Source organism: Altererythrobacter chaiwopuensis (assembly GCF_054957735.1).
This window is the reverse complement of sequence record NZ_JBTXJF010000001.1, coordinates 1,312,248-1,325,809: the sequence shown is the minus strand read 5'-3', so window position 1 is coordinate 1,325,809 and position 13,562 is coordinate 1,312,248. Positions and strand designations below refer to the sequence as shown.

Genomic DNA, 13,562 nt, shown 5'->3' with positions numbered 1-13,562 from the left:
AACGTTCTCAATTAGCGTTCACAAGGGATTTGCATCCTGCGGGAGGGGATGGGTTAATGCGTTTTTCCGGGTTGTTTCTGGCAACGGCACTGGGCCTTGGCGGCTGCGCTACAGTGCCATTGGCAAGTGTATCTGAATCAGGTGAAGCTGCGGCATCCGCCAGTGCGGCTGCGCCAACACCTGCCGACGCCGAGATTGCAAACCTGATTGCGCGGATGAGCCTCGAGCGCAAGATTGCGCAGCTCATCCAGCCCCAGATCAACTCCTTCACTGCCGAGGATATGGAGCGTTATCGCTTCGGCAGCTATCTGAATGGCGGCAATGGCGGGCCCTATGGCGACGAGTTTGCCCCGGCATCGCAATGGCTTCGCCTTGCCGATGAAATGTATGATGCCTCGGTCAAGCCGCTGCCGAATGGCGAGCCGGCCATCCCCACGATGTGGGGGACCGACGCGGTGCACGGACATTCAAACATTGTCGGCGCAACGCTGTTTCCGCACAATATTGCGCTTGGCGCGACCGGCGATCCCGACCTTGTGCGGCGGATTGGCCATGCCACCGCGATTGAAATAGAGGCGACCGGCATCGACTGGAATTTCTCCCCCACTGTCGCCGTGGCGCGCGATGACAGATGGGGCCGTACCTACGAAAGCTATTCAGAAAATCCCGAACTTGTTGCCAGCTTGGGCGCTGCGCTGGTCGAAGGCCTGCAGGGCAAGCCCGGCAGCGAAGACTATCTCGGCGGCGGCCGCGTGATCGCCACGGCCAAGCACTTCTTCGGCGATGGCGGCACGGACCAGGGCGTTGATCAGGGCGATGTAAACGGCGATATCGATGCTCTCCTCGCCCTGCACGGGCGGCCCTATCCGGCGGCGATAGACGCGGGTGTTGAAGCAATCATGGCCAGCTTCAATTCGATCAACGGCCGCAAGATGCATGGCCATCAAGCCCTGCTAACCGATGTGCTGCGTGGCCGGATGGGCTTTGACGGACTGGTCGTTGGCGACTGGAACGGTCACGGCCAGGTCAAGGGATGTGAAGTGACCGACTGCCCGCAATCGCTGATGGCCGGGCTCGACATATATATGGTGCCGGATGACTGGAAGCCGCTGATGGAATCGCTGATCGCGCAGGTCAGGGACGGGACCATTCCCATGGCGCGCGTCGATGAGGCAGTCGCCCGCGTGCTCAGGGTCAAGCAGCGTGCGGGCCTGCTGGGCGAGAATGTGAGGCGACCGTCGGAACGCGCCTTTGGGGGGCGGTTTGAAATGCTCGGCTCGCCAGAGCACCGAGCGCTCGCCCGCGAAGCCGTTGCGCGCTCACAAGTCCTGCTGAAGAATGATGGGGTTTTGCCGCTCAGGTCCGGGGCGAATGTTCTCGTGGCGGGAACTGCCGCTGATGATATTGGTCAGGCTTCCGGTGGTTGGACGCTTGAGTGGCAGGGCGGCCGCAAGGACCGGTTGGGGCGAGACAAGTTTCCCAATGCGAGCTCGATCTGGGAAGGATTGCGCGATAGTGTGGCCTCCACGGGCGGCACAGCCATCCTGTCCAAGGATGGAACGTTTGGAACCCGTCCCGATGTGGCGATAGTCGTGTTCGGAGAGGCGCCCTATGCCGAATTCGCGGGAGACCAGCGCGATCTGGTGTTCCGCGACGAGGAAGGGCTCAAGCTTTTGCGAAGCTTCCGCGAACAAGGCATCCCCACCGTGGCCGTATTCCTGTCCGGCCGCCCGCTGTGGGTGAACCGCGAACTGAATGCAGCCAACGCCTTCGTGGCGTCATGGCTACCGGGCAGCGAAGGTGCTGGCGTGGCCGATGTGCTCACCGGCGCGCACGATGCTAGCGGCCGCCTTCCCTTCTCCTGGCCCGCAGCTTGCGAAGGCCAGCCGGTCAACGGGCCAGAGGGCGCGCTGTTTCCCTTCGGTTATGGGCGCTCGCTGAGCGACACCACGCCGCTTGCCCAATTGAGCGAGGAATGCGCGGCGCTGGCGGAGAATAACAACGCCGACATGTTCAGTTCAGGCCGCCTGGGCGCCGGGGTGGTCGCTTTTGTCGGGCGGCTCGATCACAGCGGCGTCGAGGAACTGATGCCGCAAATGCGCGGCGACATGAGTGCTGCCGGCGTGATCTCGCGCGGTCATGATCGCGATGCCCAGGAAGATTCGCGCGAGATCCTGATGCGCGGCGGTTCCTATTTTGGTCTTGCGCAAGCGACAGATACCGGCGGAGCCTATCGTATCGATTATACAGTGGTCACGCGGCCCAATGCACCGGTCCGCCTGCGCGTCAGCACGGCCGATGGAAACGAGCAGGTAATCGATGTCACGCAGCAGTTCGACCACGCATTTGCCAAGGGTTGGCGCGAAATGGTCATCAGCGAAAGCTGTGTCGGCAGCCTGGGCCCGCGGATCGCTTTCGAGACCGAGGGTGACGTTACTCTCCGCATTTCCAGCATTCAGCGCGAGGAACTGCCGGAGGGAACCGAATGCGCGTTCTGAACGGTATGGGCGGCGCGCATTCGTATACAGCTAGACCGGGATTGGCGCGCCGCTAATCTGCCGGGGTGAGAGAACCAGGCCGCAGGATGTCGGCCTGTTGGGGGAGGAAATACATGGCGTTGGTACCCGATGTGGCTTCCAGTTCGGACCCGGTTCCGATCGAGCACGAGGGCACGTCGATTGACGCGCCCGGCCTGAACTACTTCGTGTTTGGCCTGTTCTTCATCTTCGGTGGCATCACCTCGCTCAACGATGTGATCATCCCCAAGCTCAAGGAGCTGTTCACGCTCAGCTACACCGAGGCGATGCTGGTGCAGTTCTGCTTCTTCGCCGCTTACCTGATAATCGGGATTCCTGGCGCCAAGCTGGTGAAGAAGATCGGCTATATGCGCGGCGCCGTCGCGGGACTGTGCACGATGATCCTGGGCTGCCTGCTGTTCATCCCCGCCAGCCAGACAGCGACCTATGCGATTTTCCTGGGCGCCTTGTTCATCCTCGCCAGCGGCGTGGTGATCGTGCAAGTCGTGGCCAATCCGCTGATCAGCCTGCTTGGCCCGCCCAGGACCGCCCACAGCCGGCTGACATTTGCTCAGGCATTCAATTCACTGGGCACCACGGTTTTCCCGATCGTTGGTGCCGCCATCATCCTCGGCAGTCTCGCCGACGTTTCGGCAGACCAACTGGAGGGCGCTGCCCTGCAGGCATATCGCGCTGCCGAGAGCGAGGCGATCTGGCAGGGCTATCTCGGCGTCGCGGCGCTCATTGCGGTAGTGGCTGCGGCTGTCTGGATGTTCCGCAACCGGCTGCCGCATGACGCCAGGATCATGGGTGACGGCGAACTTGTTTCCAACAGCCGCTACCTGATCGGCCTCGCTCTTGCAGCCGCAGGCGTGTTCCTTGCGATCCAGGTCAACGGATGGCTGGGTGTACTGGTGATTCTGCTCGCACCGGCGTTCTGGCTGTATGACAACGACCTGCTGAAGCGGTCCCGCTTCGGCTATGGCGCGCTGTGCATCTTTCTCTACGTCGGTGCCGAGGTTTCCATCGGATCGATCGTCATCAATTACCTCTTGCAAGAACATGTGATGGCAAACGGCGGCCCCATCACCGCCTTCCTGAACGGAATCTTCGGGGCAGAACCAAATGCCGTGGAATGGCTGATCGGTCTTTACTGGGGCGGTGCCATGGTTGGCCGTTTCATCGGCTCGTGGGCGTTGCGTATTTTCAGCCCGGGTAAAATCCTTGCGTTCAACGCGACGGGTGCAATCCTGCTCATCCTGATCTCGGCGAACAGTTCGGGGGAGCTCGCGGGTTACACGCTGCTGGCGGTGGGCCTGATGAATTCGATCATGTTCCCCACAATCTTCTCGCTCGCCTGCGAGAAGCTGGGGCCGCGCGCGGCGGACGGATCGGGTATCATCAACGTTGCCATCTTCGGTGGTGCCGTTGTCCCGCTGCTCTATGGCGTGATGGCTGATGCAACCGGTGGCAATCTGGCGCTGGCTATGGTGATCCCGGTGATTTGCTACGCAATTATCGCAGGCTTCGGGATTTTCGCCCGCCGGCCAGCCTGAACGGGCTCTCCCCGGCGCTTCGAGAGGAGCGGTGGACAACTGACCGGGGTCGCCTTGGGCGGCCCCGGTTTCTTGTTGGTGCTACCCCTCGTTCCAGCCCGATTCGAGGAATTCGAGCGCGCAGCCTGCCAGCATAGCCGTGCCCTTGGGCAAGGCCTTTTCGTCGACATGCATGCGGGGTGAGTGGATCGCGCAGCATTGCCGCCATTCCTCGCCCTCATTGGCCACCCCCAGGAAGAACATCGCCCCGGGCACTTTCTCGAGCAGATAGGCGAAGTCTTCCGCGCCCATGATGGGATCTGCCAGGTCGCGCCACCCGCCCACGCCGCCCAGCTTCGTTGCGACCGCCTTGCCCAGTTCCACCGCGCGCGGGTCGCAAACCGTGACCGGGAAGCCCTGTTCGAACTGACATTGTGCAGTCAGGCCGTGTGCCGCGGCAGTCAACTCGGCGGTTTGCGCGATCAGTTCCTGCGCCTTGACACGGTGCTCGGGGCTCAGCGTGCGGATGGTGCCGCACAGCGTGGCCGAATCGGGCGTGACGTTGAAAGCGGTGCCGGTGTGGATCTGCGTCACGGTGACGACCACGGCGCTCGCCGCGTTGAAGCGCCGCGTGACCATTGCCTGCAGCGCGCTGACGATCGCTGCCGTGCCCGGAATCGGGTCGATACAATCATGCGGCATCGAGGCATGGCCGCCCTGGCCCTTGACGGTAATGGTAAACTGGTCAGCCGCCGCCATCAGCGGACCGGGCCGGCCGGCCAGCACGCCGAAGGGTGCATTGGGCATGATGTGCAGCGCGAAGGCCGCATCGGGCAGCGGATCGATCAGCCCGTCTTCGAGCATGAAGCGCGCACCGTGATGGCCCTCTTCGCCCGGCTGGAACATGAAATCCACCGTTCCTGCAATGTCGTCGCGCATCGCGCATAGCAGCCTTGCAGCGCCCACCAGCATGGCAGTGTGCGTGTCATGTCCGCAGGCATGCATGCGCCCGGGTATCGTGGAAGCGAATTCGAGATTGGTCTTCTCGTCCATCGGCAGCGCGTCCATATCGCCGCGCAGCAGCACGCGGCGCCCCGGTTTCGCGCCTTCAAGTGTAGCCACCGCGCCCGTGCAGGATGTGCCCTCGCGCCAGCTCAACGGCAGATCGGCCAGCGCCTCGCGGACCTTGGCGAGCGTCTTGGGGGTTTCCAGCCCCAGCTCGGGCTCGGCGTGGATGGCGCGGCGCAGAGCAACGATCCCGTCGCTCAGGCTGTTGGCGGATGAAAGCAGGTGTTCTGTCAGCATTCCTGCAACCTAGCCGATTCGGCGCGCTACAAAAGCTGTTTTGTGGCGGCCCGCTGGTCAAACGCAACTCCACCACTGCAGCCGGCAAAATTGGCTGCGACAAAGAAAATCCTAGTGAACGCTTATGGTTTGCCGCTAAGGCACAACCAGCAATGGCCAGTCCGATCCACGAATTCGACCATTCGCTGCACAAGCGAACTGAGGCAAGGTCCACGGCGCAGCGGGAAGGCGCAGCTGCCGTGCCCGTGCGTGCGCCTACCGTCGGATTGGTTTACAATCCGCTCAGCCACCGCAACCGGGGCAAGGATCTTGAGAGCCGCATTGCGCCCGATGTGATCGTGGTGCAGCCAAGCAATCGTGCACAATTACCCGAAGCGTTGGCGCGGCTGGCCGGGCGGGATATCGATCTGCTGGTGATCAATGGCGGCGATGGCACCGTGCGTGATGTGCTTACCTGCGGCGATGTGATCTTTGGCGAGAATTGGCCTGCCATCGCGGTATTGCCCAAGGGCAAGACCAACGCGCTTGCAGTTGATCTTGAAGCGCCGGCTGACTGGACGCTGCAAGCCGCGATCGACGCGTTCGGAAACGGAACACGGATCGTTCGCCGCCCCTTGGCGATTACGCGGCTTGAGCAGCCCGGTTCGCGCGTTCTGGGCTTCATTCTGGGCGCTGGCGCTTTCACCATCGGCACCCGCGCCGGGCAGAGCGCCCACAAGCTGGGGGCGTTCAACAGTCTTGCAGTTGGCGTTACCACGCTGTGGGGCGTGCTTCAGATACTGTTCGGGAGCCGCGCCAACCCGTGGCGCCGGGGCACCAAGATGGATATCCGGCTGGCGCCTGGTGGGGCACCAATGGCGCATAGCGGAGCGGGCGATCCGGAGCGGCGACAGCTGCTGCTGGTGTCGACGCTCGAGCGCTTTCCTGCGGGACTAAAGCCCTTCGGCACCTTGCGCAAAGGGCTCAAACTGGCGGTGCTTGACCAGGTTGCCCGGCGTATTGCGGCTCTGTTGCCGGCAGTGATGATGGGGTGGTCGCCCGCCAAGCTGCGCGAACGCGGCATCCACCAGTTGGTAGCGACCGCTTTCGAAATCGAGCTCGATGACCAGTTCATACTTGATGGCGAAGCCTTTCCTGCAGGGCGATACCGGATCGAGCCCGGGCCAGAACTCGAATTCGTGGCACCCTGAGAGGGCTGCGAATGGCGGGACTGGTTGAGCGTATTGATGTGCAAGCGAGCGCATCGGTCGATCCTGCGATTAGCGAATTCGCCGCGCTTCTTGCCGAGGAAAGCGGAGCGCTGGCGGTGCTGTTTTATGGCTCCAACCTGCGTACGGGCGCGCTAGAAGGCGTGCTTGACTATTATGTATTGTTGCCCGGCAATCAGCGTGACCGGATCTGGCCGCGCGTAAGTTATCGCGAATGGGAACACCGGGGGGCGGTGTTGCGCGCCAAGATCGCGACCATGTCACTTTCGACCTTTGCCGAGGCTGCGCGCGGGGAACTCCTCGACACCACCATCTGGGCGCGGTTCGTGCAACCGAGTGCGCTGGTATGGCAGCGGGACGATGATGCGCGTCGGCAAACTCTCGCGGCGGTGGCCGGGGCAGCGCAGACTGCGGCGCGACTTGCGGTAGCGCTTGGGCCGGAGAGCGGCAGCGCCGATGACTATTGGCGCGCACTGTTCCGCGCGACCTATCAAGCGGAATTTCGCGTCGAGCGGCCCGGCCGTGAAGACAGCATTCTGGCGGTCAATGCCGCGCATTTCGACGGGCTGCTGCCGCTTGCGCTGGAGGCGCAGGGTATCGCATTCGAAAGCAGCGGCGCAACTATCGTGCCGCAGCTATCCGCCAGCGAACGTGGCAGGATACTGGGCTGGTGGCGACGCCGACAGAGGATGGGCAAGCCGCTCAACATCCTGCGCCTTGTCAAGGCGAGCACCACATTCGATGGCGCCGCGCGCTATGCCGCATGGAAAATCGAACGCCATACCGGCGTTCCGGTGGAAGTGACGCCATGGCGCGAAAGGCATCCCGTGCTCGCAGCACCGGCAGTTCTGTGGCAGGTGTGGCGCGCGCAGCGAAAGCGCGGCCCACACGCCTGATCACATATATTTCATGTTGATCGTGATCGAAGTCACGCCCGTGCCGAATTCGATCGCGGTCTTGCTGTAACTCGGCTTGCCGAGGTTGAAGATATTGATCGAGGGGTTGTTGGACATACCCCCTCCATCGCGCGCGAAATCGGTTTTGCCATTGCCGTCGGCATCATGCCGCACCGCGATGCCATAAGAGCCTGCCGCGGGCAGTGGCACACAGAATGTCATTGTGCCCTTGCGCGCGGGAACCTCGATCCGGTTGATCCATTTGCCCTGTTCGAGCCAATCGGACTTGGTGCCGCGATAGCTTTGTACCCGCACCGTGCCTTCGGCCGCTTTCACTCCGTTCACCGTCACGCGTGCGGCAGGCCCGGCACCCGGCGCGCATTTGCGCATGTCGTTCGCAATCTGTTGATGAAAGGGAAATGCACTTTCGGCCGCTTGTGCAAGGCTGGTGGTGCCAGCCGGGGCAAACACCACCGCAGCCAGCACCAGGCTTGTCTTCGGCAAGTTCGATCGCATTATCATATCCGTTCTGGCTTAGCTTGTTTGCGGCGTAATATAGGTGTCGCCTTGATATCGCCAAGCCAATGTCGCTGGCGGGCTGAATTGGCGCTGAATTGGACGCAAACCGGCGCTTAATGTGCCAAGTGGGGGCATTGTGTGCCGGCGTGTGTGGAAAAGGCGCCGCCTGCTGCTTGTTCGAAGCACCTGCAGCGCATTACTGGGGATACTTGCGCGATCCGGAACACACCATGGCGGCACCGCTGATTTCTCCCTCGATCCTTTCGGCCGATTTTGCCCGGCTAGGCGAGGAAGTGCGCGCCATCGACGCTGCAGGCGCGGACTGGATTCACGTCGATGTCATGGACGGGCACTTTGTCCCCAATATCACCATCGGGCCAATGGTGGTGAAGGCGCTGCGTCCGCATAGCAGCAAGGTTTTTGACGTCCACCTGATGATCTCGCCGGTCGATTCCTATCTTGAGGAATTTGCCGAAGCGGGGGCCGACATCATCACCATTCATCCCGAAGCCGGGCCGCATGCTCACCGCACAGTTCAGGCGATCAAGGCGCTGGGCAAGAAAGCGGGCGTTTCGCTCAACCCCTCGACCCCGGTTGAAGTGCTTGATTACCTTATCCAGGATATCGATCTGGTATTGGTGATGAGCGTCAATCCCGGTTTCGGCGGGCAAAGCTTCATCCATGCCCAGCTCGACAAGATCCGCCGGATCCGTGCGCTGATCGATGCCAGCGGACGCGACATCCATCTCGAGGTTGATGGCGGGGTCAATACGGAAACCGCGCGGCTCTGCGTCGAGGCTGGTGCCGATGTGCTGGTCGCGGGCTCGGCCACCTTCAAGGGCGGGCCGGATCGCTATGCAGCCAACATCGCTGCGCTCAAGGGCGAAGGCTGATGGACGCGCTGCTTTCCGGCCAGAGCGACCGGCCCTCCGATCAGGGGCTGGAAGAAGACCTGTTCGGAGAAGTTCCTCAGCATCGCTCTGCGCTGCCACTAAAGCGCGCTGACAAACAGCCACTGGCAAACGTTGCAGATGCGGCGCCCATCGCACCGGCTACTGAGCCGCGCGCGCTGGTGTTGAGCGATTTCGTACCGCCCAAATCCGATTTCAGTGCCCGATTGCTGCGTTTTGCCTATCGCCTGGGGGTGGGCGGCGCGACACTGTCGGCGCCGTTTCGCAAACCCGCGCGCCCGCGGCTGCTCGGCACAGTGGAAAGCTCGCTCATGGGCGATCGGGCAACGGGCATGGCGCTGCGTGCGGGGCATTTCCTCATCAGCGGGGCCAAGGCCCCGATCGCTGAGGTGGATTACGAATCCTCCTCGCGCCTTGCCCCGCCGTTCGAGCGGGTGATTCACGGCTTTGCCTGGCTGCGCGATCTCGCTGCTGCGGGCCAGCGCGAACAATGCGTCGAAACGGCCGAGCGGATTACGAAATTGTGGCTCGATGCCAATCCAAGGCCCGGAAAATGCGCCGCCTGGCAGGCCGAGCATGCTGCGCACCGCCTGATGGCGTGGCTCGTATATGCGCCGCTGGTGCTCTCGGGCCAGGACGGGAAACTACGTTCGCGCATGCTCGCCGCAATTGACGAGACCGCGTGCTGGCTCGACCGCGAAGTGCGCCGCACGCCCGATCCGCTTGGCGCAGTGCTGGGCTGGGGCGCGATCACGGCGGCTGGCTTGCTGATGCCGCAGGGCAAGCCGCGCCGGCTCTATGGCGAGGCGGGGCTGATCGCCGCGCTGGGCGATTTCGCAGGCGAGGATGGCGGCGCGCTGTCGCGCAGCCCGATGGCGCAGGCCGATGTGATCGCAATGCTGACCGACCTTGAAGCGTGCTACAAGGCGACAGAACGTGACCTGCCGGCACCACTTGGCCTGATGCGCGAACTGCTGGTGCCGCCGCTGCTGGCGATGCGGCATGGCGATGGCGGATTGGGTAGCTGGCAAGGCAATGGCGCTGCCCGTGCTGATCGGCTGGCCGCGTTGATCGATGCCAGCGGGGTCCGCACCCGCCCGCTCAAGGATGTGCGGCACTGGGGCTATCACCGGCTGGCTGGCGGCAAGACAGTGATACAGATCGATGCTGCACCTCCCCCGCGCTCGAAACATGCGCGCTGGGGCTGCGCCTCGACGCTGGCTTTCGAAATGTCGGACGGGGCACACCGGCTGATTGTCAATTGCGGCGGCGCTGCGCTTGCGGGCGGGCAGGTGCCTGCCCGAATCGAGCAGGGCCTGCGCGCCACGGCCGCGCATTCGACGCTGGTGCTGGACAATGCCAATTCCACCGCCGTTTTGCTCGGCGGCAAGCTGGGCAAGGGCGTCGAACAGGTCGAGGTCGAGCGCGGCGAGATTGCGCGCGCTGGCGGTGACGTGCAGCGGATCGAAGCAAGCCATGACGGCTATGCCGCACGTTATGGCCTGGTCCACCGCCGCATCCTGATGCTGCGCGGGGATGGCTGCGAGCTGCTGGGTGAGGATATCCTCACGCCTCCCTCGAAGAAGGGCCAGCGCGGGAAGGTTGGGTTTGCAATCCGCTTTCACCTCGGGCGCGGGGTTGAAGTGCGGCTGTCCGAAGACCGGCGCGGCGCCGGCCTGATGCTGCCCGACGGGGCGCTGTGGCAATTCCGCCTGGGCGGCAATGACAGCGGCGCGAGCGTCGAGATCGAAGAAAGCATGTGGGTCGATGGCGACGGGCGCCCGCATGCAATCGATCAATTGGTGGTGCAGGGAATGACATCGCGCGGCGGGGGGCAATTCTCCTGGCTGTTCAAGAAAATGGGGTGAAATCCGAATCGTGACGGATGTGGTAATCAGGCGGGCACTGCTTTCGGTGTCCGACAAGAGCGGATTGGTTGAACTGGGCAAGGCTCTGGCCGCGCGCGGGGTGGAACTGGTTTCGACCGGTGGCACGGCAAAGGCGCTGCGCGAAGCGGGCCTGGAGGTGCGCGACATTTCCGAACTTACAGGCTTTCCCGAAATGATGGACGGGCGGGTCAAGACGCTGCACCCCAAGGTCCACGGCGGGCTGCTGGCGGTGCGCGACAACCCCGAACATGCTGCGGCGATGGAAGAACATGGCATCGGTGCAATCGACCTGGTGGTGGTCAATCTCTACCCCTTCGAAGCGACTGTGATGCGCGGTGCCGCGCGTGACGAGATCATCGAGAACATCGATATCGGCGGGCCCAGTATGGTTCGCTCTTCGGCGAAAAATCACCAATTTGTCACCATCGTCACCGATTCCGGCGATTATGCCGAATTGCTAGACGAACTTGACGCGAATAATGGGGCCACCTCACTGGCCTTCCGCCGCAAATGCGCGGCCAAGGCCTTCGCCGCCACTGCCGCCTATGACAGCATGATCAGCCAGTGGTTTGGATTTGCCGACCAGCAACAGCTCTTTCCAGATTTCCTCGCGGTCAATGGCAAGGCCCCCACTGTGCTACGCTACGGCGAAAACCCGCACCAGCAGGCCGCGCTTTACACCCCGGTTGGCCCGCATGGGCGCGGGATCGCGCAGGCTGAGCAGCTCCAGGGCAAGGAGCTCTCCTACAACAATTACAACGATGCCGATGCCGCGCTCGAGCTGTGCGCCGAGTTTGCCGGTGGCGATCCAGCAGTGGTGATCGTCAAGCATGCCAACCCCTGCGGCGTGGCGCAGGCAGGCACGCTGGTCGAGGCGTGGGAAGCGGCGCTGCAATGCGACAGCGTTTCTGCCTTTGGCGGGATCGTGGCGGTCAACCAGGAACTTGACGGGGCAACCGCCGAACAGATCGCCAGGATCTTCACCGAAGTGGTGATTGCACCGAGCGTGTCGGATCAAGCGCGCGAGATATTCGCGAAGAAGAAGAACCTGCGCCTGCTCACCGTGGGCGATTTGCCCGATCCGCGACGCGGCGGCTTGCTGGTCAAACCGATCACCGGCGGGCTGCTGGTGCAGACGCGTGACAATGGCGCGATCACCGAGGCTGACCTCAAAGTGGTGACCAAGCGGGCGCCAACCGAACAGGAACTCAATGATTGCCTGTTCGCATGGACCGTGGCGCGGCATGTGAAATCGAACGCGATCGTCTATGCCAGGGATGGCGCGACGGCCGGGATCGGCGCGGGCCAGATGAACCGGCGCGATTCCTCGCGTATCGCCGCGACGAAGGCAGCCGAAGCTGCCGAAACCTATGGCTGGGATGCCCCGCGCACGGTTGGCAGCGCGGTCGCCTCCGATGCCTTCTTCCCGTTTGCCGACGGACTGCTTGCGGCAGCTGAAGCGGGCGCCACCGCCGTGATCCAGCCGGGCGGTTCGATCCGTGACGAGGAAGTGATCGCTGCGGCGGACGAGGCGGGGCTGGCGATGGTCTTCACCGGGATGCGCCATTTCCGGCACTGATGCGTTTCGAGCGCGCCCCCACGCGCTCATCCTCGGTGCGGTTCTCGCTGCGCTACGAATCACCTGCGCTCGCCCAGTCGGGCTCTGACCCTAGAATTTGAGCCAGCGCTGGCCGCGTAGAATCGCATGCGCGCAGTTGTGCCCCGGGGCGCCCGCTTCAGCTGCCGCCGGGATGCCCGCGCGCGCAAGGTAAAAGCCACAAGCAAGCCCATTGTGGCCACCGCTGATGATGATCGCTTCACTCATTTCGTCAGCCCGTAACCACATTCTGTCGCAGAGCGAATAGACATTTTATGAAAGCCGTGTTCACCGCGCCTCAATTAATTGAGGCTAACACAGCTTCGAGCATTAAACCTGATTCGAGGCGTGAGCGAATATCCCATGGGTCTCTTCAAGTCCGATCTTTACCGTAACTTCGGCACTGGCTTCCTGATCGGGGCGCTGCTGGTCGGCGCGAGCATGGCGGGCGACATCACGGCCGATATTGCCACCCCGGCCCAGGCTGCGCCTGCGGAAACATCCAGCGAAAGCGGGCCTGCCAGCGCCAACTGAGACATGACCGCGCGCTGTCGTTCCGGCGCGGTTTGCCACCCACCCGTAACGATTGCCGCGAGGAGTGGCGCCGTGCGCCGCGGTGCACTATATGGCTTGAATGGCCAGTCATCATCACGCTCACCAGGAACATTCCGGCACCCGCCTGATCGATGCCGCCCGCATTGCCTTGACCGATGCGGGCGAGCAGTGGACCGGCATGCGCGAAGCGGTGTTTGCCGAACTCGCGCGCCATGAACGCCCCGTTTCCGCCTATGATATTGCCGACAATCTTTCGCGCGATCGCGGCAAGCGGGTGGCGCCCAACAGCGTCTATCGCATCCTCGACCTGTTTGTGACCAACAATCTCGCGCTCAGGGTTGAAAGCGCCAATGCCTTTCTTGCCAATACCCATCCAGGCTGCGAGCATGATTGCATCTTTCTCGTCTGCGACGAATGCGGCGAGGCCACCCACATCGATGATGATGAAGCGTCCCTGCGGGTGCGCGCGCTGGCCAGGACACGCGAATTCCAGGCGCGGCGCCCGGTGATCGAAATTCGCGGCGTGTGCAGCAGCTGCAGGGGCTGATGACACGCCGATTCCCTGGTCCGCCGCGATGCCCGGTCTGGCAGCCATTCATCGACAGTTCCCGAATTCGTATGTAAGCGCTTG

Annotated in this window: 12 protein-coding genes; 9 read left to right on the top strand and 3 right to left on the bottom strand. The window is 63.0% G+C overall.

The features are described from left to right. Positions 1–56 precede the first annotated feature (56 nt). Both ACX3VQ_RS06380 and ACX3VQ_RS06375 read left to right on the top strand, forming a co-directional pair. Complete coding sequence (locus ACX3VQ_RS06380) at positions 57–2,498, top strand: glycoside hydrolase family 3 protein (protein WP_462580063.1); 2,442 nt, start codon at positions 57–59, stop codon at positions 2,496–2,498. A gap of 113 nt (positions 2,499–2,611) precedes the next feature. Then, a complete protein-coding gene (locus tag ACX3VQ_RS06375) occupies positions 2,612–4,072 on the top strand; it encodes a sugar MFS transporter (protein ID WP_462570930.1) in 1,461 nt (486 codons plus the stop codon). An 81-nt stretch (positions 4,073–4,153) separates the two neighbouring features. Here the strand turns inward: ACX3VQ_RS06375 and ACX3VQ_RS06370 are convergent, their stop codons facing one another. Continuing rightward, positions 4,154–5,356: a M20 metallopeptidase family protein gene (locus ACX3VQ_RS06370; protein ID WP_462580062.1), complete on the bottom strand. Its 1,203-nt coding sequence runs from the start codon at positions 5,354–5,356 to the stop codon at positions 4,154–4,156. A gap of 152 nt (positions 5,357–5,508) precedes the next feature. Here ACX3VQ_RS06370 and ACX3VQ_RS06365 point away from each other — a divergent pair, with 152 nt between their 5' ends. Both ACX3VQ_RS06365 and ACX3VQ_RS06360 read left to right on the top strand, forming a co-directional pair. Continuing rightward, on the top strand, positions 5,509–6,546 hold the full coding sequence (locus ACX3VQ_RS06365; protein ID WP_462580061.1) for a diacylglycerol/lipid kinase family protein: 1,038 nt from the start codon (positions 5,509–5,511) through the stop codon (positions 6,544–6,546). 11 nt (positions 6,547–6,557) lie between these two features. Next, entirely contained in the window at positions 6,558–7,460 is a 903-nt protein-coding gene (locus ACX3VQ_RS06360) for a hypothetical protein (RefSeq protein ID WP_462580060.1), read from the top strand. On the opposite strand, the gene ACX3VQ_RS06355 is transcribed toward ACX3VQ_RS06360, so the two are convergent. Further along, the gene (locus tag ACX3VQ_RS06355) at positions 7,461–7,964 is read right to left on the bottom strand and encodes a DUF2141 domain-containing protein (protein WP_462580059.1); all 504 of its coding nucleotides are present in this window, start codon (positions 7,962–7,964) and stop codon (positions 7,461–7,463) included. It lies immediately after the preceding gene. A 245-nt stretch (positions 7,965–8,209) separates the two neighbouring features. Here ACX3VQ_RS06355 and rpe point away from each other — a divergent pair, with 245 nt between their 5' ends. Genes rpe through purH form a run of 3 tightly spaced genes read left to right on the top strand, consistent with a single transcriptional unit; the run spans position 8,210 to position 12,358 of the window. Further along, entirely contained in the window at positions 8,210–8,872 is a 663-nt protein-coding gene (rpe, locus tag ACX3VQ_RS06350) for a ribulose-phosphate 3-epimerase (RefSeq protein WP_462580713.1), read from the top strand. After that, positions 8,872–10,758 carry a heparinase II/III family protein gene (locus tag ACX3VQ_RS06345; RefSeq protein ID WP_462580057.1) on the top strand — a complete coding sequence of 629 codons (1,887 nt, stop codon included), beginning with the start codon at positions 8,872–8,874 and terminating at the stop codon, positions 10,756–10,758. The genes rpe and ACX3VQ_RS06345 overlap by 1 nt, the downstream gene beginning before the upstream one ends. Before the next feature lie 10 nt (positions 10,759–10,768). Continuing rightward, positions 10,769–12,358 (top strand): bifunctional phosphoribosylaminoimidazolecarboxamide formyltransferase/IMP cyclohydrolase, encoded by a 1,590-nt coding sequence (gene purH, locus ACX3VQ_RS06340; RefSeq protein WP_462580056.1) that lies wholly within the window; start codon positions 10,769–10,771, stop codon positions 12,356–12,358. Between the two features lie 90 nt (positions 12,359–12,448). Here the strand turns inward: purH and ACX3VQ_RS06335 are convergent, their stop codons facing one another. Continuing rightward, entirely contained in the window at positions 12,449–12,604 is a 156-nt protein-coding gene (locus ACX3VQ_RS06335; RefSeq protein ID WP_462580055.1) for a hypothetical protein, read from the bottom strand. A 135-nt stretch (positions 12,605–12,739) separates the two neighbouring features. Between ACX3VQ_RS06335 and ACX3VQ_RS06330 the strand changes: the two genes are divergently transcribed. Together ACX3VQ_RS06330 and ACX3VQ_RS06325 are read left to right on the top strand one after the other, a co-directional pair. Further along, positions 12,740–12,910 (top strand): hypothetical protein, encoded by a 171-nt coding sequence (locus ACX3VQ_RS06330; RefSeq protein ID WP_462580054.1) that lies wholly within the window; start codon positions 12,740–12,742, stop codon positions 12,908–12,910. Between the two features lie 100 nt (positions 12,911–13,010). Beyond that, a complete protein-coding gene (locus tag ACX3VQ_RS06325; RefSeq protein ID WP_462570938.1) occupies positions 13,011–13,478 on the top strand; it encodes a Fur family transcriptional regulator in 468 nt (155 codons plus the stop codon). The last annotated feature ends 84 nt before the right edge of the window (positions 13,479–13,562 follow it).